Origin of the sequence: Sphaerobacter thermophilus DSM 20745 (genome assembly GCF_000024985.1) — a bacterium.
In the GTDB taxonomy this organism is placed as follows: domain Bacteria; phylum Chloroflexota; class Chloroflexia; order Thermomicrobiales; family Thermomicrobiaceae; genus Sphaerobacter; species Sphaerobacter thermophilus.
In genome coordinates, this window is record NC_013523.1 from 2,708,961 (window position 1) to 2,735,029 (window position 26,069).

Sequence of the window (26,069 nt, forward strand, 5' to 3'; positions counted from 1 at the left end):
GATATGCGGCGAGACGGGAGCCGGCCAGAGTCCAGCGCTCCATATCAGCGTAGTAGCCGCGCAGGGTGCACGGGGGAGGGTACATGGCCGAGGTCGATATCAGCCGGGACGTCATCGGGTTCCCTGGACCCGCCGTCGATGTCGAGGCGATCGAGCGAGAGCTGTCGAACCTGTGGAAAGCGCCGGACCTGGTCGCACTGACGCAGATGGACGTCGTGCCGACCCGGACGAGCGTCCTCAATCTGGTGCTCGTCGCCCCCGACCGGGTGGCGGCCGTCCGGCTCGCGCGCATGATGGGCCAGCTCTCGGTGCACCATCCGTCGCGCGTCGTCATCTTCGTGACCGCCTCGGACGCTGCTGACCCGAGCCGCGCGCTTGAGGCTCAGGTCACGACCCAGTGCTCCGCCATCCCCGATGCGCACATCGCGCCCTGCTTCGAGCAGATCATCGTCCCGGTCCCGCCCCGCGCCTCGCACGTCATTGCCAGCGTGATCCCCGCGCTCGTGTTGCCGGACCTGAGGACGTTCCTCTGGTGGCCGGGGTTGCCGCCGCTGCGCGATCCTGGGATGGTCCGGGTCGCCCGCGCGGTCGATCGTCTGGTGATCGACTCGCTCGACTTCACCCACTGCCTGGTCAACCTGACCCGACTCTATGACCTATGCCGACACCTGGACCAGGGGTGCGCCATCAGCGACCTGAACTGGGCCCGCATGATGACCTGGCGCGAGGTGATGGCCCAGTTCTTCGACGCGCCCGATCACCAATGGGCGCTCGATGCCGTGTCGCGGATGACGCTGCGCTACGGGCACGCACGTGGCGCGGCTGACAACCCCGCGCAGGCGCTGTTGTTTGCCGCCTGGATCGCGAGTCGATTGGGCTGGCAGGTGCGTGGCGCCGAGCGCTGGGGGAAGGAAGCCATGGTCTTCACCGCGCGCCGCCCCGACGGGCGGGATCTGACGGTCGTGGTGGAGCGCGCACCGGTGCCGCGCCGCTTCAACGGGCTGCTGCTGGCAGCCACGCTCACGGCGGACGACGGCCGCCGCAGCAGCGAGTTCCGCGCCGCCCGGGTCGACGAAGACCTCGGCACCATTCGGGTCAGCACGCTGGTCGACGGCGCGCCGCGGCTCGAGTACGCTACCCGCTGCACGCCCTCGGACGTCGGGGAGCTGCTGGTGCACGACCTGCGGCGACCCGGGCACGATACCCTGTACGAGGACGCGCTCGACGCAGCGCGGGGCTTCGTCAGTGCGCTGCGGAAGCGGGAGGAATTATGAGAGAGCAAACGGTCGTCGTCGTGCCCGACGCGGAGGCGCTGGCCGAGGCCGCGGCGCGCCGCTTCGTCGCCATCGCGCGCGAGCAGATCGCCCAGCGCGAGCGATTCACCGTCGCACTCTCCGGCGGCTCGACACCGCGGGCGCTCTACCGCCTGCTGGCCGAGCCGCCCCAGGCGGACGCGATCGACTGGTCGCGCGTGCACGTCTTCTGGAGTGACGAGCGGTGCGTGCCACCGGACCACGAGCAGAGCAACTATCGGATGGCGCGCGAGACGCTGCTGGACCACGTACCGATCCCCCACGATCAGATCCACCGGATCGAAGCCGAGCGCGAGCCCTCCGATGCCGCTGCGCACTACGCGGCGACGCTCACGCGCGTCTTCGGACTGGGAGTCGGTGAGATGCCCGACTTCGGGCTGATCCTGCTCGGCATCGGGGCCGATGGGCACACGGCGTCCCTCTTCCCCGGGACGCGGGCGCTGACGGTCCGGGGCGTCCCGGTGGTGGAGAACGTCGTGCCGCAACTCGACACCATGCGGATCACCCTGACCGTGCCGGTCATCACCGAGGCGGCCAACATCATGGTGCTCGCGGCCGGAGAGGATAAGGCACCGGCGGTGCACCGGGCGCTCGAGGCCCCCTACGCACCGGAGCAGACCCCGGCGCAGTTCATCCGCACCGCCTCCGGCACCGTCATCTGGCTGCTCGACGAAGCTGCCGCCAGCCAGCTCACCGGCCGCGGCCCGGCGGGGTAGGGGCATACGCGCCCAACTCCCGATGATACGGTGTCTACCATCCGGCGGGTGCCCGGGGGTTCACCCTGGTCTGACAACGAAAGCCGGCTGAAGCCGGCTGTGGAATGCGGCGACCCGAGCCGCCGCTTTCGTATGGCGCGGCATCAGGCCGCGCCAGGGTAGGGTTCGTACCGTGGTCGGAACGGGGGATAGACGGCGTGCGGATCCCCGCGCCGTGGCGCGTGCCCGGGGCTAAAACGCTTGGTGTGAGTTAGGGCGCCGTGGCTACCAGGTGATCAGGTTCGCCACGGCCAGCAGCGGCCGCCCCTGCTGCCGATTCAGCCAGCAACAGAGGTTGTGCAGCGCCACCTTGGCCGCCAGTCGCGCCTGGAAGCCCGCCAGGGTGTGCGGGCGCTCCCGCTCGAGGCCGAAGGTGTGCAGCAGTCGTCCAACGACCGTCTCCACGATCTGGCGATGGCGGGCCACCCAGCGGCGGACCGCCTTGGGCCAGCGCCGCCGACTGCCCCGCTGCGGGGTGGCCACCAGCGTCACGCCATAGGTGGCCGCCAGGTGCGCCTTGTAGTCCTCGCCGGCAAAGCCACTATCCGCCAGATAGGTCGCCACCGGCGTGCCGACACTGGGCAGGCGGGGATCGGGGTGGGCCCGACAGGCAATCAGGGTCTCGGCGAGGGACCGCTCATTGGTGCTGGCCGGGGCCACGCCCCAGCCGGTGATCGCCCCCTCCAGGCTGACGGCGGTCAGCACGCGGAAGCCGGCAAACCAGCCCAGGCGCAAGCTGAAGCCGATGTTGGCCTCGCCGGCCAGCCAGCCCCGCCCGCGGCGCTTGGCGTTGCGCACCGGAGCCGGCGCCACATCGAGCACATCCACCGCCACTGGCCCCCGGCCAAGTTGGTCTGCCAGGTAGAGGGCGAACTGGGCCAGGGCGACCTGATGCCGCCGCAGCAGCCGGTTGTATTGGCTGCGGTGGGGCAGGGTCGGGAAGTAGGGGCGCAGGTGGCGCTCGGCGTAGCGGTAGAAGTCCTGCTCACTGGAGAACCTCATCCACTGCCCGAAGATGGCCAGGGTCAAGACCTCGCTGCGGCTCAGGGCCGGCGCGGGGCCGGGGCGGTGGGGCTCCGGGGGCAGGTGGGTCTGGCAGAAGGTGTCGACCAGGACATAGACTGTAATCAGGAAGGTGTCCACATCCATCGGGTGCTCCTTTCGTGGGAGACGGATACGAGCTATCTCCCGTATGGAAGTGGGCACCTTCCTGTGTCAAGAGGGCACAGCATGCCCCGGCTAACTCACACCAAGCGTTAAAGCCGCCGGGCTGAATAATGGGTAAGCCCACTGAAGGGGCTGTGATGGCCACACCCAGACGTAACCGGTTCGGCCACCTGCCAAGTCCAGCATCCCCAGCCCCTTCAGTGGGCTTCGCTTTGTCAGCCCGGGGGTTTACCCCCGGGCACTAACCGGCGGTGGGAACGTAACGCCGAGACGTGCCACCGCGGCTCTCAGCCGGCTTTTCGTTGTGAGCCCGGGGGTTCACCCCCGGGCACGTGCCACAGCGCGGGACCTATCCCGTGTCCCGACGCCGGTGCGACACCGACCCCGGGGCGCGGCATCAGCCGCGCCATACGAAAGCGGCGGCTCAGGCCGCCGCACTCCAAGGTGCCCGGGGGTGTGGCACTACGCAACTGTTACCCCGAGCTGGTCGCAGACGAAGGTCCAGATGTCGGTCTGCTCGGCGATCTGCTTGCCGAGCGGCTTGCCTGCGCCGTGGCCCGCGGCGGTCTCGACTCGCAGCAGCACCGGGAGATCGGAGCCGGTCGCAGCCTGCAGGCGCGCGGCCATCTTGCGCGCGTGCAGCGGAGCGACCCGCGTGTCCGAGGTGGCTGTCGTCAGGAGCACGGCCGGGTAGGGCGTGCCGTCCTCCACCCGGTGATAGGGCGAGTAGGCGTACAGGTAGGCGAACTGCTCCGGGTCGTCGGCCGAGCCGTACTCCGGGATCCAGAGGCGGGCGATCAGGAACCGGTGGTAGCGCAGCATGTCGAGCAGCGGCACCTGGCAGACGACGGCGCGGAAGAGGTCCGGCCGCTGGGTCATGGCCGCGCCGACCAGCAGCCCACCGTTGCTGCCGCCGAGGATCGCCAGGCGCTCGGGGCGGGTGTAACCCTCGGCGATCAGGTACTCCGCCGCAGCGATAAAGTCGTCGAAGACGTTCTGCTTGCGCTCGCGCATCCCGGCGCGGTGCCACTCCTCGCCATACTCGCCGCCGCCGCGCAGGTTGGGCAGCGCGTAGACGCCGCCCTGCTCCAGCCAAAAGAACATGCGACGGTCGAAGAGTGGCGTGCGGCTGATGTTGAAACCGCCGTAGCCGGTGAGGAGCGCCGGGGCGCTGCCGTCGCGCGGCGTCCCTGCCCGAGCCACGATGAACATGGAAACGAGGGTGCCGTCGGCCGAGCGGTACCAGACCTGCTCGGTGGTATACGCGGCCGGGTCGATCGGCGCCTCGACCGCGGCCCACTCGGTGATCCGACCGCTGGCAGTGTCGCACTGGAAGACCGTGGGTGGTACCGTGAACGACTCGAAGCGGAAGAAGGCGCGATCGCCCTCCGACTCGGCATTCAGGCCGGAGACGGTCCCTAACCCTGGCAGGTCGAGGGTGCTCACCGGGCGGCCGTCCAGGTCATGCAGCGTCAGGCGAGAGGTCGCCCGCACCAGCGTCTGCACCACCAGCCGGTCACCTACCGGGACGACTTGCTCGATGCGTGCTTCCTCCGGCTCGGCGATGATCTCCCGCCAGTGCTGGCGCTCCGGGCGCTCCGGGTCGACCGCCAGCAGCCGGTAGCGTGGCGCATCGAGGTTCGTCAGCAGGTAGAGCTGCCCGCGGTGGACGAACCCCTCGACCAGCGCTTCCTCCTCCACGAAGACGGGGATGAACCCGGCTTCGGGACGGGTGCGGTCGTGGAGGTAGAGGTCGGCCCGCGCCCAGCCGTGGCTCACGGTGACGATCAGCCAGCGACCGTCGCGCGACAGGCGGACGTGCGGCTGGGCTTCCGCCGGGAGCCCGTCGCCGAAGACGAGCGGATCAGCCGCCGGGTCGTCTCCGAGCCGGTGGAAGAAGACCTTGCGGTGGTAGCGCTCCTCACCCGGTGGGACCTCGCCGGGCTGGGGATAGCGCGTGTAGTAGAAGCCGGATGCGTCGGGGAGCCAGGCAAGGCTGCAGAAGCGGGTCCGGTCGATGCGCTCGGCGAGCAGCGTGTCCCGCGCGACGTCGAGGACCTGGAGCACGCTCTCCTCGTCGCCGTCCTGGGAGTAGCCGAACGCGACGAGCGTGCCGTCGGGCGAGGGGTACCACCAGTCGAGAGCCGTCGTCCCCTCGGCGCTCTCCTGGTTCGGGTCGAGCAACACCCGCTCGCTGTCCCCCTCGCGCAGGTACAGCTTCGGCTGGTTCTCATATCCCTCCCGGCGGAGGAAGAAGGCGCGCTCGCCCCGCATTACCGGCGCCGAGATGTCACCGATCGAGAGCAGCGTCTCCAGCCGGGCGCGGATGCGCGCGTGGGAGGGGGAGGCGTCGAGTACGCGGCGGGTGTACGCATTCTGAGCGTCGACCCAGGCGCGCGTCTCCGGTGACTCGTCGTCCTCCAGCCAGCGGTACGGGTCTACGATGGTGTGCCCGTGCAGCACCTCGGTTACGGGTTCGACTCTCGTGGCAGGCGGCGACGTCAACCGTTCGGTCATGAGGTCCCTTTCCTCCCTGCATCCTCGACCGAGTGTCTGCCTGCCGATTATTCCATGGGCACGCCGTCGGTGTCTGGATTGCGTACCGACCAATCCATGCTGATGAAGCATCACGGCATGCCCCTTGCGACCAGCTGCTACCCGGAGGGGTATGCCGCGTCCTAAACGCGCGGCCCGTGTGCTTGCGCCTATGCGGCAGGATTGGGTGTCAGGGAACGCGCAATACGCAGCATTATCCGAGTGATCTAGTGAGACGAGGGAATGGCGCCAGCGGCCGCTTCGATCCTTGTCGTTGACGACGATCCCGCGATCGTCGATATCATCACGCAGGTGCTGGCGGCCGAGGGCTACGTCACGCGTGCGTGCCGGAACGGGTTGGAGGCGCTCGATGTGCTCAACGAGTGGCGCCCCGATCTGATCCTGCTTGATCTCTGGATGCCGAAGATGGACGGCTGGGAGTTCCGGCGCCGCCAGTTGACGCTCGACGTGGCGCGCGACGTGCCGGTGGTGCTGCTGTCGGCCGGGGGACGGTTGGAGGAGCACGCCCAGACGCTCGATGCCGCGGCCGCCATTCCCAAGCCGTTCGACCTCACCGACCTCCTCTCCGTCGTCGACGCCGTCTTGACCCATCCCAACCCGCGGTAGGGGCAGGTTGCTGCCCGCCGAGCACGCGGGCAGAGCCTGACGCACCCCTACGGCACGCGCGCGGCCCAGATGGAGTCGGGGAAGCGCGCGCGCAGGATGTCCCAGACCTTGTACATCTCCGGGTCCGAGCGGGTCTTGAGATAGACGGCGATGCCCAGGCGATAGAGCACCTCGGGTGCGAGCGCGCCGTCGGGGTCCCGCTCGTAGGCGCCGCGCAGCAACTCGATAGCGTGGTCGGTGCGCGACCAGTGCAGGTCCACCCAGGCCTCGCCCAGGTCGAGCAGGGTGAGGAACAGATCGGGGGGCAGGAAGTTCAGACTGCGGTAGTGGACCGTGCCGCGCCGGTCGGCGAAGAGGATCGTCGGCGTCCAGATCACGTTGAGCGGCCGCACGACCTCCCGCGGGTCGCGGAAGAGGTCGAGCCTGAGCGGCACGAAGCGGCTGGTGACCGCGGCCACGACACGGGCGTCTGGATACGTCACGGCATCCAGTTTGGCGCAGCCGCGTCAGGGGTCTTTCATGACGTCGATCAGGAGCGGCTTGCGCTCGCGAGCGGCGCGCTCCGCGGCGTGCGCGAAGTCCCGTTCCCACTCGATGGTGGTTGTCATGACTCGGGGCCTCCTCTGGCGTAAGGAGCGCGGGCGTCCTCCCCGTGGGAACGGCTCTCACCCCCGACCCCTTTCCCAATGTTGGGAGAGGAGAGTCTCTTCGCGGGGGACGGGCGAGACGCCTGCGCTCCCGTTGCTCACCCGAGGCGCAGACGCCATTCCCCCACTTGCGCCGCGTGCTCGTCGACGTGCTCGACCATCTCCTCGATCAGGCGGTGCAGCCGGCCGACCTCTCCCCAGGGGAAGGGGCCGATCGCGCCGAGTTGCTCGGGCGTCAGCCGGTCGAGGAAGGCGAGGGCGCGGTCGCGCGCGGCCTCGAGGTCGGCCGCGACCTGCTCCCAGGGCTCGGTGCCCCGTACGGCGGCGGACATGGTGTTGAAGCTCTGCGTGTGCTTGATCGGATGGTGTCGCGGCTTCGGTCCGCCCAGGATGTGCTCAGCGGCGTCCAGCATCTCCCGATGCCAGTCGGCCAGGTGCCCCGTCACGTCCCGCACGGACCAGGAACCCACCGCAGGGTTTGTCTCCAGAACGACTGGGTCGATCCCGGCCACCAGGGCCGTGAACCGATCGTGCGCGCGGACCACCTCCGCGCGCAGCCGTTGGACCTCGCTCCCTTCAACGCGCTCGCCCATCGTCTCCTCGACTCCACTCTGCATCGCCTGCTGCCGTCCGCTAATCGTAGCAGCTTGCGGACGGGTCCGGGGCCGGCGCGGGCGGTGGTATGATGGGCGTATGGGAATCCTCGCGACGGTACTGGTCCTGAGTTCGGCCAGCCTGCACGCTAGTTGGAATCTGCTCGTCAAACGCAGCCAGGACACGCTCGCGTTTCTCTTCCTGGCGAACCTGGCAACGCTCGTGATCTACGCACTGCCCTTTGCAGGCTTCCTGCGCGCCCACCCAATCCCTGCCGATGGCTGGCCCTTCGTAGCGGCCACGTCGACGATCCACGTTGCCTACTACCTCTGCCTCTCCGCCGCCTACAGCCACGGCGCGCTCTCGCTCGCCTATCCGATTGCTCGCGGCACTGGAGTGGCGCTCGTGCCGCTCTTGGCCCTGCCGCTCTTGCACGAGCGCATCTCGCTCGCCGGCGGGGTCGGAATCGCGCTCGTCGTCGCGGGTATCCTGGTGATGCACCAGGAACCGCTCCGGGCGCTGGTCCGCCAGCCGCTCGGCATCGCGGCCGGTCAACGGAGCGGTGTCAACCTCGGCACTTTCTTCGCGCTGCTGACCGGGCTGGCGATCTGTGCCTACTCACTGGTCGACAAGGCGGGGGTAGCCCGGGTCCACCCGGTCGTCTACGGCTACCTGCTCATGGCGGGGATGACCCTCGGCCTGTCGCCCTACATCCTGACCCGCCGCCGGGCCGGGCTACGCCGCGAGTGGGACGAGAACCGCGTTCCGATCCTCGTGGTTGGCCTACTGGTACTGGGGACCTATCTGATCATCCTCACAGCGATGCGGCTCACGGCGGTCAGCTACATCGTGGCCCTGCGTGAGGTGAGCATCGTCATCGGCGCAGTCCTCGGCGTGTGGGTGCTGGGTGAGGGCGGCGGCCGGGAGCGTATCCCTGGCGCCGTCCTGATCCTGGCCGGGGTGCTCGCCATCGCGGTGATGGGGTAGCCGGCGCCACAAGCGGGAGGCGACGGAGATGATGCGGGAGCAGAGCCGGGAACAGGTGGGACAGCAAGCAACCGGCGGCGCTGGAGGCGTCCCGGCGAGCAGCCGTCTGAGCCGGTCTCTCGCGCGGACGTTTGCCTCATTCTCAAACCGCAACTACCGGCTCTTCTGGTTCGGCCAGCTCCTGTCGGTGACCGGCACCTGGGTCCAGCGGGTGGCTCAGGCATGGCTGGTGTTGAACCTTACCGACTCCTCCTTCGCCCTCGGGATGGTCACCACGCTGCAGTTCCTGCCGATGACGCTCTTCTCACTCTTCGGTGGCGTCTTCGCCGACCGGCTACCAAAGCGGCAGGTGCTGCTGGTCACCCAGTTCGTCATGGGGATCCAGGCGCTCATCCTGGGGTTGCTGATCTCCTGGGATGTGGTGGAGATCTGGCACATCTACATCCTGGCCGCCGTGCTCGGGCTGGCGACCGCCTTCGACAACCCGACGCGGCAGGCATTCGTGGTCGAGATGGTCGGGCCGAAGAACGTGCCCAACGCGGTGGCGCTCAACTCCAGCCTGTTCAATACGGCCCGCATTGTCGGCCCGTCCATCGGCGGTGCGATGATTGCCGCCTTCGGCATCGCTGTCCCCTTCTATGCCAACGCGGTGAGCTTCGTGGCGGTCATCGTCGGGCTGTTGATGATGCGCCCGGAGGAGTTCTACGATGTGCCGCCGCCGGTGCGGGGACCGGTGCTGGCGCGGCTACGCGAGGGGATCGCCTACTCCGTGCGCACGCCCGCGGTGGCGTTGGTGCTGATTCTGATGGCCTTCCTGGGCACCTTCGGCTACCAGTTCACCGTCATCCTGCCGCTCATTGCCCGCTACGTCCTCGACACCGGCGCGCTGGGCTTCGGTGGCCTGCTGACGGCCATGGGGATCGGCTCACTGGTCGCTGCGCTCGGGGTGGCCTATGTGAGCAGCCCCACCGAGCGGCTGCTGCTGATGGGGGCGGGCAGCTTCACCGTGCTGCTCGGGCTGCTGGCGCTCTCGACGTCAGCGCCGCTCACGGTGGGGATCCTGGTCTTGCTCGGTGCGGGCAGCATCGTCTTCACCGCCACCGCCAACTCGCGGCTGCAGATCCTGGCGCCCGGGGAGCTGCGTGGGCGGGTGATGAGCCTGTACATCTTCCTCTTCATGGGCACGGCCCCGGTCGGCTCCCTCTCACTCGGCTACCTCGCTGAGACGCTGAGCGTGCGGATCGCGGTCGGGATCATGGCCCTCCTCTGCGCAGTCGGCTTCGTTCTCGGCTGGCTCTACCGCGCCCGCCATCCGGAGCACGGCCCTCGGACCGCTACGCGACGCCCGGTGCAGGAGTCGTCGGTGTCCGATTGAAGGAGCGCCGGCGCTTCCTAGAAGACCGCTTACCCTTCGCGGCGCCAGGTACCGGAGCGGCCGCCGCGCTTCTCCTCCAGGCGGATCTGATCGATGACCATGCCCCGGTCGACCGCCTTGACCATGTCGTAGATCGTTAGCGCCGCGACGCTCACCGCCGTCAGGGCTTCCATCTCGACCCCAGTCTGGCCGCGGGTTTCGACCCGCGCCTCGATCACAACCGCCCCGCGCTCCTCGTCGGGCGTGAAGTCGACGGTGATCGCGGTCAGCATTAGCGGGTGACAGAGCGGGATCAGCTCGTGAGTCTTCTTGGCGGCCATGATCCCGGCGATCCGGGCCACGCCGAACACGTCACCCTTGGCGGCGCGCTGCTCGACGATCATCCGCAGCGTGTCCGGCTGCATCCGGATCTCGCCCCGGGCGATGGCGACGCGGTGCGTCTCCGCCTTGTCCCCGACGTCAACCATGCGCGCCTGACCGCGCTCGTCGAAGTGCGTCAACTCACTCATCGTGCCCTCCTCCGGGCGCGCTCGCCGTGCTCGACCGGGCCGCGGCGCGCCGTGTTGGTCAAGATCACACCGAGCAGGATCAAGGTTCCGCCGAGCAGCAGGTAGATGGTGATGTGCTCTCCCAGCAGAAGCCAGGCCCCGAGCGTGCCGAAGACTGGCACCAGGTAGATATAGACGGCGATCTGCGTCGGGCTGAGCACCCGTAGGCCACGGTACCAGAGCGCATAGGCCAGCACCAGGGCGAAGACGACCATGGTCAGCACCGCCAGCCACTCCGCCGGGCCGAACCGAAGGGCTTCGCGCACCACTCCGGGACGGGTGGCGAACAGCGGCAAGAGCGGGAGAGTACCGAGGATCGTGACGGTCCCCGCGAACTGCACCGGCTCATAGCGCACGAGCAGCGGCTTGCTGAGCACGGTGTAGAAGGCCCAGGCCAGCGGCCCCAGCAGCGTGATGAGGATGCCGAGGGCGTTGCGCACGCTGAACTGCGCCTCCGGCCCGCCGTAGAAGAGCACGACCAGGAAGCCGGTGAACGCGACGGCGATCCCGCCGAGCTTGCGCGGGGTGAGCCGCTCCTGGCCCAGGGCGCGTGCAATGAGCGCGGTGAAGACCGGGTTGCCGGTCACGATCAGGCTCGCGACCGCCGCGGGAATCATCTGGACGCCGTAGGCCACCGCGCCGGTGTTGATCGTCACGCCGAGCAGGGCCATGAGCGCGGCTTTGCGCCAGTCGGCGCGGGAGAAGCGGGCGAAGCCGCGGCCGGAGAGGAGCAGAAACCCGGCGTAGCAGAGGCTGGCCAGCGTCAGCCGGATCATCAGCACCTCGGTTGCGTCGACGCGGCGCAGCAGGTACTTGATCGAGACGAAGTTCGAACCCCAGGAGACGGCCACGAACAGGAGCGAGAGGTGGACGAGCAGCAGCGCGCGGGTCGAGAGCGCACGCTGTCCACCTCGCCCGGCCTGCGGTTCCTCCGACGCCCGCTCGCTTGCCGCGCCGGTGTCGAGCGCTGTGTCCCGTTCCATCCCTCGCCGTCCTGTTGCTGCTCGGACGCGACGGGCCCGGATGCGCGACGCATCCGGGCCCCGCCATTCCCGGTATCGCTTCCATCTCCACCGGTCGCCCCGCACGCCGGTGGGTGACGTCTCGGCGGTTAGCCGAGCACCTCGGTCAGCGAATCGGCAATCGCCTCAACGACAGTGCTCGCCTCCTCCTTGGTCAGGATCAGCGGCGGCGCGATAGCGATGGAGTCGGGGTTGCAGCGCACGATGATGCCGCGCTTGCGCGTGGCGGCCTGCAAGCGCCCGCCGAGGTTCTGCGCCGGGTCGAACTTGGCCTTCGTCTCCTTGTCGGCCACCAGCTCGACCAGCATCATCAGCCCCTTGCCGCGGACGTTGCCGACGTACGGGCGCTCCAGCAACTTCGACAGCTCGCCGATCATGTAGGCACCGACTTCCCCGGCGTTCGCCGCCAGGTTCTCCTCCTCGATGATCTGGATGTTGCGGAGAGCGACGGCGCAGGCCACCGGGTGGCCGGAGTAGGTGAAGCCGTGCATAAAGACGCGGTCCGGCTCGGCCAGCACGTCGAAAATCTTGCTGCTGACGCCGACGCCGCCGAGCGGCACGTAGCCGGAGGTCACCCCCTTGGCGAAGGAGACGATGTCGGGCGTGATGCCGTACTGCTGCATGCCGAACAAGGTGCCGGTGCGGCCGAAGCCGGTGATCACCTCATCGAGGATGAGGAGGATATCGTGCCGCCGCAGCACCTCGGCGATGGCCGGCCAGTAGCGATCTGGCGGCACCACGACCCCGCCCGCGCCCTGGATCGGCTCGCCGATGAACGCGGCGATGGTGTCGGCACCCTCTCGCTGGATCGTCTCCTCTAGCTCCCGCACGAGCGAGTCAACGAACTCGTCCTCGGTCATGCCCTCACCGTGCCGGTAGTAGTAGGGCGGGGTGAGATGGATGAAGCCGGCAGGGCGCGGGCCGAAGTCCTGCCAGTAAGCCGGAATACCAGTGGCCGACAGCGCGCCCATGGCGATGCCATGGTACGCCATCATGCGGGAGAGGACTTTCACCTTGTCCGGCTTGCCGCGCAGCGCCCAGTAGTAGCGCGCGATCTTGATGGCCGTCTCGTTGGACTCAGCCCCGCCGGAGGTGAAGTTGAAGTAGTTCAGGTCGCCGGGGAAGAGGCTGGCCAGTTTGGCCGCCAGCTCAATAGTCGGCGGGGTAGCGAGGCCGAAGAAGGTGGGGCTGAAGGCGAGGCGCTCCCCCTGCTCCCGCATCGCATCTGCTAACTCGCGGCGGCCGTGACCGACGTTGACGTTCCACAGCCCGGCGAAGGCGTCGATGTAGCGCTTGCCGTCGGTATCCCAGAGATAGACCCCCTCACCGCGGGCCATGACGAGGGGCCCGTACTCTTGAAGCTGGCGCAGGTTGGACACCGGGTGGAGCATGTGCGCCTTGTCCTTGCGGACGAGATCGGCAGTGTTCCAGGTCTCCTGCGCCGCGCCAGTCTGGTTCATGCCACACTATCCCTTTCGTCGTGTCCACGTCCGCTGACCGCCAGCCTATTGTCGCCCAGCCCGCGGTGCGCGTCCACTGAAGCATACCGTCCCCAGCACACCCACGCGGACATCGCGCCGGTGCATCCGCTCGTGGGTGAGACTTTCGGTCTTGATGAGGCTTGACGACTTATGGTGTTGCAGTGGGGCCGTGGCTCGGTCGCTGTCAACCTGAGCGGAGCCGGCCGGAGAGCCCGTGCCGGGCGGCGGCTCCGTCCGAGCCGAAGGATCTCGGAATGGCGTGGCCGCTCCCGCGTGAGATCCTTCGCTTCGCTCGGGATGACACAAGGGGAGCGGACTGTTGGCGGGTATACCACGGTAATTCGTCAAAGTTCATGAATGATGCGACGGCGCGCTCAACACACGGCACCGCGACAGGTCCGTCTGGTGGTAGCATCGGGCTGCGGAGTGCGTACAGACGCATCCCGCAGCCGGACCATTCGCAACGAGTCGGAGGAGAGAAGGGTGATCCTGACGACAACCACAACGATCGAGGGGCAGCCGGTCCGCGAGTACATCGGCATTGTCCATGGCGAGGCGATCCTGGGTGCCAATCTCTTCCGCGACCTGTTCGCGAGCATCCGCGACATCGTCGGTGGGCGCTCCGGCGCCTATGAAGAGGAGTTGCGACGGGCGCGGGAGATCGCCCTGGAGGAGATGGCCCAGGAGGCGCGGGACCGCGGCGCGAACGCCGTCATCGCGGTGGACGTCGACTATGAGGCGATCCAGATCGGCTCCGGCGGCGCGATGCTGATGGTCACCGCATCGGGGACGGCCGTCCGGGTCTAGGTGCTGCCCCGGGGTCAGCGCGTGCGAACGAGCCCGCGAAGGAAGGAGCGCCGGCAAGTGGCCGGCGCTCCTCTTCGATGGCGCAGGACGTTGCTCGCGGGGGCCCCATGACGTACCCTGTCAGCCCGGGGGGTGCCCGTGCGACCCCGTCGCAACCCAGCCTGGGAGGAGCCATGACACCACAAGAGCCTACCGCCGATGAGTACTACGTTGACTCTCCCGTCGTGCGCGAGTTCATCGCCGCTGTGCAGGCCGCCCGCGCCGCAGAGCCGGACCCGGCGCGGCTCGTCGAGCAGCTACGCCCGGCTTTCAGCCGCCTGCTGCAGACCGACGGCTGGCTGCCGGACGAGTTCGCACGGCCCTACGAAGCGAGCGGCATGGGAGGCGGGATCGGCCAGTATTTGCTCTACCGCTCGGCCGATCGGTCGCTGAGCCTTTTCTCCCTGGTAGTCCCGGCCGGGTCGACGACCCCGGTGCACGACCACCTGGCGTGGGGGCTGGTCGGGCTCTACCGCGGCGAGCAACTCGAGCGGGTCTATGCTCCCATCGCCACCGACTACGACGCTGGGCAGGCGAATCTGGAGTTGATCGAGGAGCGAACGGTGCGGGCGGGTGAGTTCTACACCCTGCTGCCCCCGACCGACGACATCCACAGCGTGACGACCACGTCGAGCGAGGCGTCGATCTCGATCCACCTGCTGGGCAACGACACCGGCTGCGTGGTGCGCCATCGCTTCGACCCGGAGACCGCGTCGGTTACGCCGTTCCGTTCGGGCTACAGCAACGTGCCCTGCGAGGACCAAGCGAGGAGCTGAGGAGCTCGCCCGCCTCAACGCGGGGAGTAACGAGGAAGACGTTGTTGCACGCAGCATGCGGAGTGTAGGCTGTCTCGGCGTGCGCGCCGCGCGGGCGGCCGAGAGCACTCCAGGAGGGAAAGCCTCGCATGCAGAGATGGTATCCGCTCATTCTCGCCATACTCGCGCTGGTGCCGGGCATCGCGCTGGAGCTGGGGGTCTACCACGTCTCCCCGCCGGTCGCAGCGCTCATACTCGGTATCGCCATCGTCGGCGCTGCGTTCCTGCTCTCCTGGGCCGCCGAGGTGATTCAGCTCGACATCTCGCAGGGACTGGCCCTGGCGCTGCTTGCCCTGATCGCGATCCTGCCCGAGTACATCGTGGACGCCACCTTTGCCTGGCTGGCGGCGAAGGACCCCGCGTACTCCCACTACGCGATCGCCAACATGACCGGCGCCAACCGGCTCCTCGTCGGCGTCGCCTGGCCGCTGGTGATCGTGCTCGTCTGGCTCCGGACGCGGAAGACCCGGGTGTCGCTCGAGCCGGCGCACGGACTGGAGCTGATCGCGCTACTGGCGGCGACGATCTACGCCTTTGTGCTCCCGATCAAGGGGACGCTGTCCCTCTTCGACTGCGCGATCCTGGTCGGGATCTTCGTCGTCTACGTGTTGCGGCTGGCGCGGATGCCGGCCGAGGAGCCGCACCTGGTCGGGCCGGCGGCGACCATCGGAGCACTCCCGACCCGGCCACGCCGGTTGATGGTCGCAGGGCTGGGGCTGCTCGCGGCTGTTGCGATCCTCCTGGTGGCCGAGCCGTTCGCGCACGCGCTGATCGAAACCGGTACCCAGATCGGTGTGGACGAGTTCCTCCTGGTGCAGTGGTTGGCGCCGCTGGCCTCCGAGGCGCCGGAGTTCGTGGTGGTGAGCATCTTCGCCTGGCGCGGCGCGGCCAGTGCCGCCCTCGGGGCGCTTGTCTCGTCGAAGGTCAACCAGTGGACGCTGCTGGTCGCCATGCTACCGCTGATCTACTCGATCGGCCTGGGGCATCCCGGCGCGCTGCCGCTCGACGGGCGCCAGCAGCACGAGATCCTGCTCACGGCGGCGCAGTCCCTCTTCGCCGTCCTGCTGCTGCTGGATCTCCGGCTGTCGCTGATCGGCGCCGGATTCCTCTTCGGGATGTTCGCAACTCAGTTCGTCTTCGCCGACATCCGGGTCGAGATGTCGATCGCCTACCTCGTGGCCGGGGCCATCGTGATCTTCATCAGCCGCGCCCACCTCGGAGCGGCGTTCCGCGGCGCTCGCTCGGCCGGGCAGAAACACTGACCCGGCCGGATTCCCGGGAGGAGGTGTGCCCACCGTGGCCGAGCCGGTCCAGGTCGCGCTCTACGCCGACCTCTCCTGCCCCTACGCCTTCGTCACCGCGTTCCGGCTGCGCCGGCTGCGCGACGAGTACCGCGGGCGCATCGCCATCGTGCACAAGAGCCTGGCGCTGGAGTACGTCAACCGGGAGCCGACACCCAAGAAGGTGCTCGACAACGAGCTGCCGCTGCTGGCCCTGGAGGAGCCCGACCTGCCCTACCAGCCGTGGCACCGGCCGGCCAGTGAGTGGCCGGTCACCTTCTGGCCGGCATTCGAGGCCGTCAAGTGCGCCGAGCGGCAGGGCCTGGACAAGGCCGACGACATGGCCTGGGCCATCCGCGTCGCCTTCTTCCGCGACAGCGCCTGCGTCTCGATGCGCCACGTGCTGATCGACCTGGCCGAGCAGGCCGAGCTCGACCTGGACCGCTTCGTGGCCGACTTCGACGCTGGCGTCGGCAAGGCGCAGGTGATTGAAGAGGCGCGCGAGGGCTGGGAACGGCTGCGCGTCCCCGGCAGCCCGACCTTCGTCCTGCCGTCGGGCAAGCAGTACAGCGGGCTCGGCCTTCCGGAGATCGACCTCGACGTCGAGCAGCATCATCGTGTGATCGGCATGACGCCCGCACCGTGTCGGGGCGATGCCTGCCTCGACCTCTACCGCCGGATGTTCGACGAGGCAGTGCAGTCGTCCTGAGCGGCAGCGGGGCGCAGGGTCACCACCGGCCCCAGGGCCAGATCCACCCCAGCCGACCCGTGCGGAGCGCGACGGCGTAGGGTGCCGGATCATCGTCGACCGTGAACCAGAGCGTGTGGGTGCCGGGCGGCAGGCCCCAGGTAGACACCATTGCCAGATACTCCCCGCCCTGCCGCTGCCGCCCGACGTAGACGAGCCGTACCAGTGGCCGGGGATGCGCCGCGCCGTCCTCCGTGGTCAGCCCGGTGACGCGCAGGCGATGCGCCGCTGCAGAGTGGTTCACCCCATCGGCATCCACGAGCCGCAACCGCACCCAGACCAACGGCCCAAGCCCGAGCTGACCGGTCTGCTCGACCCCGTAGCGGACCTGGTACGTCACGGCCTGGCTGGCGGTATTGCCGGCGGCGTCGCGCGCGTCCACTCGGAAGGTGTGGCTGCCCACCCGGCTCGTGTCGATCGGCGCGCCGGCCGGCACCGGGCCTTGGCAGCTTGCGACGCCCGAACCTCCGTCGGCGCACGCGTACTCGGCCGTGACCTTCTGGTTGAGCAGGTAGGTCCCCGCCGGAGCGACGATCTGGATCTCCGGCGCCGCCGTGTCGACCGGGAGGCTGACCGGCCCGGCGACGGTGCAGTTCCCTGCCACATCGCAGACCGTGCGTGTCCTGTCCCCGGCGGTGCTTGCCACCTGCATACCCTGCGGGATCGGCGTCAGGGTGAACTGCGCATCCTCGGGGTCGCGCAGCCCGGAGACCGTGTCGACGGCCGTGCAGGCGACGGTGGCCCCCTCATGCCAGCCGTCCGGCTCCTCGCAGGAGACAACCGGCGGGGACAGGTCGATCCGGACCTCGATGGTCTGCGCCGTCTCGATGTTCCCCGCGACATCGCTGCTCCAGACGGTGAGCCGGATGGTGCCCTCAGTGTCGATCGCCAACGGCTGCTGGTAGAACTCCGGCGCGCCGCCGTCGATCTGGTACTGAGTACCCGCCACCCCGGACCCGGCGTCGGTCGCGGTCAGGGTCACCGTGGCTGTCCCCCGGTACCAGCCCGCGTCGCCCGGCGGTCCGGCGACCGCCGCGGTCGTCACCGGCGCCGTCCGGTCGATGTTGATCCCGTCCACGACCCGGCTCGCCTGATTCCCAACCCGATCGACGCAGGTGCCGGTCACCGACTGGCCGCCGCCGTCGTCCTCGAGCGTCGCCGGCGCGGGCGGGCTCCCGGTCGCGAGCCCGGCTCCCTCATCGACACAGGTGAACGCGACCGTCACCGGTTGGCTCACCCACGTGCCCGGCGTGTAGGGCGCACCTCCCACGGTGGCCGTCGCGGTAATTTCCGGCGCCTTCCGGTCCACGCCGAACGTGTACGGTCCAGCCTGCTTGCAGTGGCCGACGAGGTCGCAGACCTGGCGGGTATCGGTCGGCGCGGCCACGCGCTCCTCGCCAGCCGGCACATCCGTCCGGAGGGTGAAGCTCGCGTCCTCCGGGTTGGCCAGCCCCGCCCCATCGTCACGCGCCGTGCAGGTCACGGTGCGGTTGTCGTTGGACCACTCCTGGTCCGGCAGCTCGCAATCGATCGAGGGCGGGGTGAGGTCGACATGGACCGGCCTGACCGTAATCTCAGTGCGCTTCCCGGCCTCGTCGACGGCCACACCGGTCACGACATGGTCCGCCCCCTCGCCGAGCGTCACATCCGGTCCGCAGGTCACGATCATCCCCGTCCCGCCGCTGCAGATGAACCTGACGGTGACGGGCCGGTCGTACCAGCCGGAAGGGCTCTCCGGCAGCGGCTGGCCGGCGGCATCGACCAGCGCGTAGGTGATGCTCGGCGCCGGCCCGGCCACGTTGATGCCGTCGATCTCGACCGGCGTCTGGTTCCCGGCATGGTCCTCCGCAACGTCGTGCACGCGCTGCCCCACCCCGGCGCCGAGCGTGCGGTTCGCCGGGCAGGCGCGGACCCCGGAGCCCTCATCGGAGCAGGTGAAGACGATGCGCAGCGGCTCGGGGTACCAGCCGTCCCTCGGCTCGACCGGCTGGCCGTCCATATCCTGGAAGGCGAACGTGACGGTCGGCGGCACGGTGTCGACGTTGATGTCCTCCACCACCGCGCGGGCCGTGTTCCCCGCACGGTCGGTCGCTATTCCCTCCACGCGTTGCCCGGCGCCGTCGGTGAGCACCGTCGACTCGGAGCACTCATGCACGCCCGACAGCGCATCGGCGCAGGTGAACACCATCGTGACCGGCTGCGAGAACCACCCTGCCGCGTTCGGCTCGATCGGCGCACCATCCGGCCCCTGCAGCGCGGCCGCGATCGTAGGCGGCGTGCGGTCGATATTGATCCCGTCGACCGTCACCTCGGCCCGGTTCCCAGCCCGGTCGACTACCTCTCCCCGGGCAGACTGGTCGCGCCCCTCTTCCGAGAGCGTGACCGGCGACGGGCAGGCGTCCTCATCGAGACCCGACGTATCGTCGTCGCACGTGAAGACGATGTCGACAGGCTCTCGATACCACCCGTTCGCATTCGGCGGCCGATCGGGCGCGCCGTCGATCCGGGGCGGCGTACCGTCGATCCGCACCTCACGGAGCTGGGGCTGCTCGGCGTTGCCGGCAGTGTCGGTGGCGAAGAATTCCAGCTCGTGAACACCGTCGTCCTCGATGGCGAAGGGCTCAACGTAGTCCTGCCATTCGTCACCATCGATCCGGAAGTGGATGCCCTGCACCTCGGACTGTTCGTCCCGAGCCCTGAGCGTGACGGTCACCGGTCCGGTGAACCAGTCATTCGTCCCCACCGGGCCATCCAACTCAGCCGTCGTGACCGGCGGCGTGCGGTCTCCCACCGGCACGGTGACGAAGCGCTCGGTGGAAGAGACCGTGCTCGTGTTGTACCCACCCACGGCGTAGATGACCCCCGCCGGGGTGATGGTCACCCCCATCGCGTAGCGGGCTTGTTTGAGAGGCGCACCGGCCTCCCAGATGCCACCGCGAGGATCGAGCATCAGGACAGTGTTGGTCGCATTTCCGTCATAACCGCCGATGACGTAGATCCGTCCGTCGGCTCCGGTGACCGCGCCCATCTCCCGCCGCCCACTGGGAAGTGCGGGTCCCTGTTTCCACTCGTCGGTTGCTGGATCGTAGATGTCAACGAACGAGATCGGCTTGTTGGAGGCATCCGCTCCGCCGATCACATAGATCCGCCCATCGGGCGCCATCGCTGCTGCCGCACCCCAGCGGGCTCGCGGCATCGGCTCGATAGACTCCCAGGTTCGACCGACCGGATCGAACACCTCGGCGGTGGCAACGGGAGTCCCAGCACTCCGCCCTCCGAAGACGTAGATTCGCCCGTCCTTCCCGGTCGCTACGGCGGCGTTTGCCCGCGCGGTGGACATCGTGGTCGTCAGCAGGGTCCAGGTGTTCTCTGTCGGATCGTAGACCTCGACCGAATCCAGCTCCGTTGAGGAGTAGCCCCCGATGACGTAGATCTGGCCGTCCCCACCCCGCGCCGCGACCGGGCTCCGCCGGGCAACGTTCAACGAGGCGATCGTGCTCCAGGAATTTGTCTCCGGATCATAACGCTGGACCGTATCGAGGTTGGAACCGGCATAACCCCCGATGACATAGATCCGGCCGTCGCTATCGCTCACAGCAGCCAGATACCGGCGCCCGGACGATGGCAGATTCGCGACCGACTCCCACCCCGACTCCGCCGCCACCGGCAGCCCCGCCAGCTCCACGCCCAGCAGCCACGCGACCAGCAGGCAACGGAGCACCCCTCCCCGACCCCTCATGGCCCTTCCCCCATCAACGGCAATGCCGGACCCACCCGGCGGCCGCGGCCCGGCACAAGCACCGGCCCCCACGACTCACCAGGGGCCCATCTCCACAGTACTGTTGTAGGAGAAACGTACTGGTCCTCAGTATAGATGAATAAGACTTGCTTGTAAAGAGGGGTTTGAGGTCGAGGGGTGTAAAGTGTGCGTGTAAGAGTAGAGATAGCGTACGTACACATGACGAATAGTGGCTGATGGGATGAGGACGTGAAGCGGGCAAGGAGCGCATTCTCGGTCATGGCACGGAGGGAACCTGGGATCACTGCCCCCCTCGCCGTGCGCTGCCTTGGGAAGGCGACTGGGGCCCACGATCGCGCGGCCAGATGGTGAGCGGGACGGAGTGTGAAGGGTGGGGTGGTTGGCGTTGGGTGTGCTCTGCGGTGGGGTGGATGGGTAGAATCGTGCTGGTGACGCCGGGGGGCGTGGGTAGGAGGGTATGTGACTGAGCCGGACCGTGAGCGAAGTGTGACCGCGGCGGAGCGGACGGGGTCGCTGCTGGAGCGGCTACCGCCGCAGATGCGGGCGATTACCGCGAGGCTAGGGGATGCCTTCGCCCAGCATGGGGCTGAGTTGTACCTGGTCGGCGGCAGCGTGCGCGATCTGCTGCTCGGTCAGCCGGTCACCGACCTCGACTTCGCGACCTCGGCCGAGCCGGAGTTGACGAAGGCGGCGGGAGCGGCGGCCGGGGCCGATAGTGTCTACACCGTCGGGGAGCAGTTCGGCACGGTCGGCTTCGTCTTCGACGGCGTGAGTGTCGAGATCACCACCTACCGCGAGGAGCACTACCCAACGCCCGACCGCCGACCGAAGGTCCGCCTGGGGACCGACCTCGTCGGCGATCTGTCACGCCGCGACTTCACGATCAACGCCATCGCGGTTGATGCCCGCGACGGCACGGTGCACGACCCCTTTGGGGGCCTGGATGATCTGGAGCGCCGGATCATCCGCGCTGTGGGCGACCCGAAGGCTCGCTTCGCTGAGGACCCGCTGCGCATCCTGCGCGCGGCCCGGTTCGCGGCCCAGCTCGACTTTCGCGTCGACCGGCGCACCCTGGCGGCGATGCGGGCGATGGGACCGCAGTTGGAGCGGATCAGCCGCGAGCGCATCGCTGCCGAATTGAACCGCCTCCTCATCGCGCCCGCGGCTGCGCGGGGGTTGGCCCTGCTGCACGAGACGGACCTGCTGCGCTGGGTCCTCCCCGAGGTGGTGCCGATGGCGGAGGACACCGGCGCCGGGCGCCACAAGGACATCTGGCTGCATACCCTGCGTGTCGTCGAGCAGTCGCCGCCACGGCTGGCCGTCCGCTGGGCGGCGCTGTTGCACGACGCGGCAAAGCCGATGACCCGCTCGGTCGATGCGCGCGGCGAGGTGCACTTCTTCGGGCACGAGCGGGTGGGGGCCGATCTGGCGCGGAAGGCGCTGCGCCGCTTGAAGCAGGAGCGTGCCCTGATCGACCGGGTGGCCGGGCTGGTCGAAATGCATCTGCGGCCGGCGAGCTACGACAGCACCTGGACCGACAGCGCGGTGCGTCGCCTCATGCTGGAGGCCGGCGACCTCTGGGACGACCTGCTCGACCTGGCCGCGGCCGACGTTACCAGTGCCCGCGCCCACCGCCAACGCGAGGCGGCGCGTCGGATCGCTGCCCTGCGCGAGCACGCTCGCCGGCTGGAGGAGGAGCACGCGCTTGCCCAACTCCAGAGCCCGCTCGACGGCCATGAGTTGATGGCGATGTTTGGGCGCCCGCCCGGCCGCTGGATCGGCGAGGTGAAGGACCACCTGCGCGAACTGGTCATTGACGGCGTGCTCGCCCCGGACGACAAGGAAGGCGCACGGGCCGAAGCCCTCCGCTGGATGGCCGAACACGGGGACGTCTAGAGCGCGTCTCGCCGGGTGAGGGGGTTGGGTGAAGGATCTGGCGCCGGAACGGCTGTGCGGCGGAGGGATCCTTCGACTTCGCCGTGCGCCGCTCTGTGGCGGCCGGCTCCGCTCGGGATAACCAAGGCTCACGCGACTAACCGAGCGTGCATCGTTCGCGACGTTCCATCGTTTCCAGGACTCTCATGCAACGAGGCGGGCCAGATGGCCCGCCTCGCGCGATGTTACCGCTCCACCACTCCACCATATGAACGATGTTGAGTGCCCGGTGGCGTCGTGTACGGGGCCACGCCGCTGCCGGGCGGATAGGCTACGGAGCGTACACCTCGACCCGGTTGTTCCGGCCCATGTGCAGCGCCTGGAACGTGTTGTAGGACAGCTCCACCGCCCAGCGCGCACGCCAGGCGGGCTGGTCCCAGGCCGCGACCGAGTCGCCAATGGTGCACCACAGGGTCACCCCGTTGGCCGTGAGCCGCAGCCGCTGGCCCGGACGGAAGTCCGGATGGACGCAGTAGTAGCCGTTCGGGTCGGGCGCCCAGCCAGGCACGGCGTTGCCCCAGCTCGCGTGTCGCTGGAGGGTCCACTCCCACCAGGCAACGGTGTAGCCGGGCGCGTAGTAGGCGGCCGGGCCGGTGCCGATGTGCCGCAGGGGCGGCTCTGGTGCCGGCTCCGGGGGAGGTGGTGGTTCGTGAAGCAGGTTGGCCGGGCGGTTGAACTCGGCCAGCATCCACGCCTGGGTATCGAGCACGTTGCTGACGAAGGCGTGGAGCGCCGGGTCGGACCAGTCAGGGTGATCCGAGCCGGTGTAGTAGACGGCGAGGACGTGGCGCATGTCGCTGAACCGTGCGGCCAGCGGCGCGATGACGCTGGCCGCCAGATCGGCGTTGATCTCAGGGTCGAGCGCATTCTTGTCACCGGCACTGGCAACGACCTCGGGTCGGACGCCGAAGAACCCGGTGCCGCCGTTCTCCATCTGCCCCAGCGGTTGGAAGTTACTGGCGACCTTCGCCAGGGCCGCGAAGAAGAACGGGTCGATGCCGTGGTCCAGGGCCGTGCCGACGATCAACTCGCCCAGGGGCACGCCGGCCGCGAGCGAGATGAGCTGCGGATCGTCGGGCATCTCCAGCCCCCGCCAGACGCGGTAGTGCAGACCGGCGTTGCCGGATTCCGTCTGCCAGCCGGGCGGGTTTGCCGGGTCGTAGGTCAGGATGCGGCGCTCGAACGCCTGCACCAGCACGCGCCGCTGCGCCCCGTTGACCATGGTATCCACCCAGTACGCCTCGGTCAGCGGGTGGCCGACTACGTACTCCCAGGCGTACGGCTGGTCCTGGATCCAGCGGACGAAGACGTCGGGGATGTTGTGGCCCAGGGCTTGGTCGTAGCCGGCGTTCCGCACGGCGCTGTCGGCCACGCCGTCCTGCTCCACCGTCCCGTCGGCGCGCAGCAGCGCCGTTACCGGCTGACCGAGCTGGGGCGGGCGGCGTGCGCGCTCCGCGTCATCGCCCACCGAGGCGAGCTGTGCCAGCGTCGCGTAGGTCGGCGAGAGCGGGTTGTTCTCGATATCGCCCGTCACCGGGATGTCGGCCGGATCGGTCTGCACGAAGCTGCCATCACCCACCTGGATCCGGCCGGTGATCAACTCCCCGACCAGCAAGCCAGGGGTGACATACCACAGGGAATTGCGATCACCATTTGGATTGGTGATCTCCAGCCTGGCCTTGTCGAAGTAGAAGACCTGCCGTGACCCGTCCGGCGCGCCGCCGTACGGTTCGCGGGTGATCGAGCGGATGTGTGGTCCCCAGAGCCAGGACTGGTCGTGCCCGGTGCGGGCTGCGGGTCCATCGGCGCGAGACCAGATGGACGGGATTGGGGGTTCGGCATACTCGGGGTTGAGGGCCAGGTCGGCCCCGAGGGTGGTGGTGGGCGCGGCGAGCATCGCGGATAACAAGGCGACGACGACGGCGACTCCGCCGAGCAGTCTCCACCTATTCAACTGTGCCCCTCCCTTGCCGTGTGTCGCTCCACGGCGGTGTCCCATATAGCGCGGGAACATGCCGGGCAGTGCGGCGCCAGGGATTCCCCGTCTCCCTGAGGATTGCCGCACCCGATTCATGAGAATCGGCAAGCATCCTGTCACATGTCCCAGGCTCAGCGACGAGCCGGGGCGAATCCTACTGTCCAGCGAGCAAGAATGCAAGGAGAATGAACTAATTGTGACTCAATCATCACGCCTGCGACAGACTTTCGTCAGACGCAGTACATGTTGACAGGGAGAAACGGCCCGAACGGTTGGCTTGCCTGCGGTTTGGGCCGGGCGAAGGCTTGTAGACGGGCAATCCACGGCGTGATCGTCACGTTCGAGGGGCACGCGCAACACGCGAATCCGGTGGGGAGTGCCTAGCTATCGGGGGCGACGCTGTGGCGGATGGGGAGCCGCAGGGTCACGGTCGTCCCCCCGCCGTTCCGGCTCTCGATGTCGATGGTGCCGCCGTGGCGCTCAACGATGGCGCGGCTGATGGTCAGGCCAAGCCCGAGCCCGCTGGCCTGCACTTGACGGCCAAGTGTGCCGCGGAAGGATGGCTCGAAGACGCGGCCAAGCTCCTCGACCGGGATGCCGATCCCGCGGTCCGCGATCGAGATGCATGCCGTATCCGAGCGGCGGAAGAGTCGCACGGTGATCGGTCCGCCACTTGGCGAGTACGTCGCGGCATTGATGAGCACGTTGTAGATGACCTGCTCCATCTGCTGCGGGTCATGGCTGGTTTCGATCGGCTCCGGCACGTCGAGGGAGATCTCGTGCCGGTCGGAGAGGCCGGTGCGTTCGACGCGCCGGATCGCGCCCTGCACCGTGCCGGAGAGGTCGGCCAGCACAAGTCGCGGGACGAGTCGGCCCCGCTCCAGCCGGCTGAGGTCCTGCAGATTCTGGATGACCCCGGTCATCGTGTCCACCAGCCGCATCGCGGCCTCCAACCGGGCGGGGACCCTGGTGTAGTCGCCCTTGCGGGCGGCGATCGCCGCCAGTTGGACGTTGCCACGCAGGCCGGTCAACGGCGTGCGCAGTTCGTGGGCGAGCTGCGCGACGAGTGTGGTCATGGTCGTGCTGGGTGGCCTGCCTGACTCCATCTGCCCCATCGTGATCTCGGATGCGACCTGCCGCCCGAGGACGGTCAGGAGCGCGATCTCCTCGCTCGTGAGCTGGCGGGTGGTTAGCAGCCCGAGGATGCCGAGCGGTTCCTCCACGTGGGTTACGGGCACGCCGACAACCCAGCGGAGTGCGTGGGGCGCAGCGTCCGGGGTCAGGATCTCAGCGACCACTTCTCGAGCCGGGATCTGCGCCGGTCGCCCTCCGCGCATGATCCGGCCGAGGACCGAGTGCTGCACGTCGAGCGTTCCGCCGCGCGGGATGGGAAGGTCGTGCTGCCCGCGGAACGCACGGCGCCGCAGGGTCGCGCCGTCTGGCGCGACGAGCCACAACCCGGCACCCCAGACGTCCGGCACCTGCCCCAGGTAGCGCACGAGCAAAGGGATCGCCTCGTCCCCCCGACCGGCGATCTCGCTGCTGCTCCGGGTAATCGCAACGATCAGCGACGGTACGCCCTCTGCGAGGTCGCTCACGTCCGCCGCGTCCGCCGCGAGCGGATCGCACGCCCTGTCGCCGACGTGTTCAGTCATT

The 26,069-nt window shown here is 68.7% G+C and carries 20 protein-coding genes; 10 read left to right on the forward strand and 10 right to left on the reverse strand.

What is annotated here, in order from left to right:
• Nucleotides 1–83: 83 nt before the first annotated feature.
• Together STHE_RS12210 and pgl are read left to right on the forward strand one after the other, a co-directional pair.
• Nucleotides 84–1,274 carry a glucose-6-phosphate dehydrogenase assembly protein OpcA gene (locus STHE_RS12210; protein ID WP_012872893.1) on the forward strand — a complete coding sequence of 397 codons (1,191 nt, stop codon included), beginning with the start codon at nt 84–86 and terminating at the stop codon, nt 1,272–1,274.
• A complete protein-coding gene (pgl, locus tag STHE_RS12215) occupies nt 1,271–2,029 on the forward strand; it encodes a 6-phosphogluconolactonase (protein ID WP_012872894.1) in 759 nt (252 codons plus the stop codon). The genes STHE_RS12210 and pgl overlap by 4 nt, the downstream gene beginning before the upstream one ends.
• Nucleotides 2,030–2,293: 264 nt before the next feature.
• On the opposite strand, the gene STHE_RS12220 is transcribed toward pgl, so the two are convergent.
• Both STHE_RS12220 and STHE_RS12225 read right to left on the reverse strand, forming a co-directional pair.
• Nucleotides 2,294–3,217, reverse strand: a complete 924-nt coding sequence (locus STHE_RS12220) for an IS982 family transposase (RefSeq protein WP_012870543.1) — start codon at nt 3,215–3,217, stop codon at nt 2,294–2,296.
• A gap of 480 nt (nt 3,218–3,697) precedes the next feature.
• Nucleotides 3,698–5,752, reverse strand: a complete 2,055-nt coding sequence (locus STHE_RS12225; RefSeq protein ID WP_012872895.1) for a prolyl oligopeptidase family serine peptidase — start codon at nt 5,750–5,752, stop codon at nt 3,698–3,700.
• A gap of 261 nt (nt 5,753–6,013) precedes the next feature.
• Here STHE_RS12225 and STHE_RS12230 point away from each other — a divergent pair, with 261 nt between their 5' ends.
• Entirely contained in the window at nt 6,014–6,397 is a 384-nt protein-coding gene (locus STHE_RS12230; RefSeq protein WP_012872896.1) for a response regulator, read from the forward strand.
• Nucleotides 6,398–6,444: 47 nt separating this feature from the next.
• Here the strand turns inward: STHE_RS12230 and STHE_RS12235 are convergent, their stop codons facing one another.
• A complete protein-coding gene (locus STHE_RS12235; protein WP_012872897.1) occupies nt 6,445–6,879 on the reverse strand; it encodes a thioredoxin domain-containing protein in 435 nt (144 codons plus the stop codon).
• A 263-nt stretch (nt 6,880–7,142) separates the two neighbouring features.
• The gene (locus STHE_RS12240) at nt 7,143–7,661 is read right to left on the reverse strand and encodes a DinB family protein (protein ID WP_083776121.1); all 519 of its coding nucleotides are present in this window, start codon (nt 7,659–7,661) and stop codon (nt 7,143–7,145) included.
• A gap of 76 nt (nt 7,662–7,737) precedes the next feature.
• Here STHE_RS12240 and STHE_RS18110 point away from each other — a divergent pair, with 76 nt between their 5' ends.
• Both STHE_RS18110 and STHE_RS12250 read left to right on the forward strand, forming a co-directional pair.
• Nucleotides 7,738–8,625: an SMR family transporter gene (locus STHE_RS18110; RefSeq protein WP_012872900.1), complete on the forward strand. Its 888-nt coding sequence runs from the start codon at nt 7,738–7,740 to the stop codon at nt 8,623–8,625.
• 28 nt (nt 8,626–8,653) lie between these two features.
• Complete coding sequence (locus tag STHE_RS12250) at nt 8,654–10,000, forward strand: MFS transporter (RefSeq protein WP_012872901.1); 1,347 nt, start codon at nt 8,654–8,656, stop codon at nt 9,998–10,000.
• A gap of 29 nt (nt 10,001–10,029) precedes the next feature.
• On the opposite strand, the gene moaC is transcribed toward STHE_RS12250, so the two are convergent.
• The 3 genes from moaC to STHE_RS12265 form a co-directional block, all read right to left on the reverse strand.
• On the reverse strand, nt 10,030–10,509 hold the full coding sequence (gene moaC, locus STHE_RS12255; RefSeq protein WP_012872902.1) for a cyclic pyranopterin monophosphate synthase MoaC: 480 nt from the start codon (nt 10,507–10,509) through the stop codon (nt 10,030–10,032).
• Nucleotides 10,506–11,531: a DMT family transporter gene (locus STHE_RS12260; protein ID WP_012872903.1), complete on the reverse strand. Its 1,026-nt coding sequence runs from the start codon at nt 11,529–11,531 to the stop codon at nt 10,506–10,508. Before STHE_RS12260 ends, moaC begins: the two co-directional genes overlap by 4 nt.
• A 128-nt stretch (nt 11,532–11,659) precedes the next feature.
• Nucleotides 11,660–13,030: an aminotransferase family protein gene (locus STHE_RS12265; RefSeq protein WP_012872904.1), complete on the reverse strand. Its 1,371-nt coding sequence runs from the start codon at nt 13,028–13,030 to the stop codon at nt 11,660–11,662.
• Nucleotides 13,031–13,534: 504 nt separating this feature from the next.
• Between STHE_RS12265 and STHE_RS12270 the strand changes: the two genes are divergently transcribed.
• The 4 genes from STHE_RS12270 to STHE_RS12285 all read left to right on the forward strand — a co-directional run bounded on the left by STHE_RS12270 (nt 13,535) and on the right by STHE_RS12285 (nt 16,701).
• Nucleotides 13,535–13,858 carry a heavy metal-binding domain-containing protein gene (locus STHE_RS12270; protein ID WP_012872905.1) on the forward strand — a complete coding sequence of 108 codons (324 nt, stop codon included), beginning with the start codon at nt 13,535–13,537 and terminating at the stop codon, nt 13,856–13,858.
• 173 nt (nt 13,859–14,031) lie between these two features.
• Nucleotides 14,032–14,673 carry a cysteine dioxygenase family protein gene (locus STHE_RS12275; protein ID WP_012872906.1) on the forward strand — a complete coding sequence of 214 codons (642 nt, stop codon included), beginning with the start codon at nt 14,032–14,034 and terminating at the stop codon, nt 14,671–14,673.
• 128 nt (nt 14,674–14,801) lie between these two features.
• Nucleotides 14,802–15,974: a sodium/hydrogen exchanger gene (locus tag STHE_RS12280; RefSeq protein WP_012872907.1), complete on the forward strand. Its 1,173-nt coding sequence runs from the start codon at nt 14,802–14,804 to the stop codon at nt 15,972–15,974.
• Between the two features lie 34 nt (nt 15,975–16,008).
• Complete coding sequence (locus STHE_RS12285) at nt 16,009–16,701, forward strand: DsbA family oxidoreductase (protein ID WP_012872908.1); 693 nt, start codon at nt 16,009–16,011, stop codon at nt 16,699–16,701.
• 19 nt (nt 16,702–16,720) lie between these two features.
• On the opposite strand, the gene STHE_RS12290 is transcribed toward STHE_RS12285, so the two are convergent.
• Complete coding sequence (locus STHE_RS12290) at nt 16,721–20,479, reverse strand: Kelch repeat-containing protein (protein ID WP_012872909.1); 3,759 nt, start codon at nt 20,477–20,479, stop codon at nt 16,721–16,723.
• A 480-nt stretch (nt 20,480–20,959) separates the two neighbouring features.
• On the opposite strand from STHE_RS12290, the gene STHE_RS12295 reads away from it, so the two are divergent.
• Nucleotides 20,960–22,396, forward strand: coding sequence for a CCA tRNA nucleotidyltransferase (locus STHE_RS12295; RefSeq protein ID WP_012872910.1), 1,437 nt, complete (start codon nt 20,960–20,962; stop codon nt 22,394–22,396).
• Between the two features lie 310 nt (nt 22,397–22,706).
• Here the strand turns inward: STHE_RS12295 and STHE_RS18115 are convergent, their stop codons facing one another.
• Both STHE_RS18115 and STHE_RS18120 read right to left on the reverse strand, forming a co-directional pair.
• Nucleotides 22,707–24,389 (reverse strand): transglycosylase SLT domain-containing protein, encoded by a 1,683-nt coding sequence (locus STHE_RS18115; protein ID WP_012872911.1) that lies wholly within the window; start codon nt 24,387–24,389, stop codon nt 22,707–22,709.
• A 404-nt stretch (nt 24,390–24,793) separates the two neighbouring features.
• Nucleotides 24,794–26,068 carry a GAF domain-containing sensor histidine kinase gene (locus tag STHE_RS18120; protein ID WP_012872912.1) on the reverse strand — a complete coding sequence of 425 codons (1,275 nt, stop codon included), beginning with the start codon at nt 26,066–26,068 and terminating at the stop codon, nt 24,794–24,796.
• Nucleotide 26,069 lies beyond the last annotated feature (1 nt).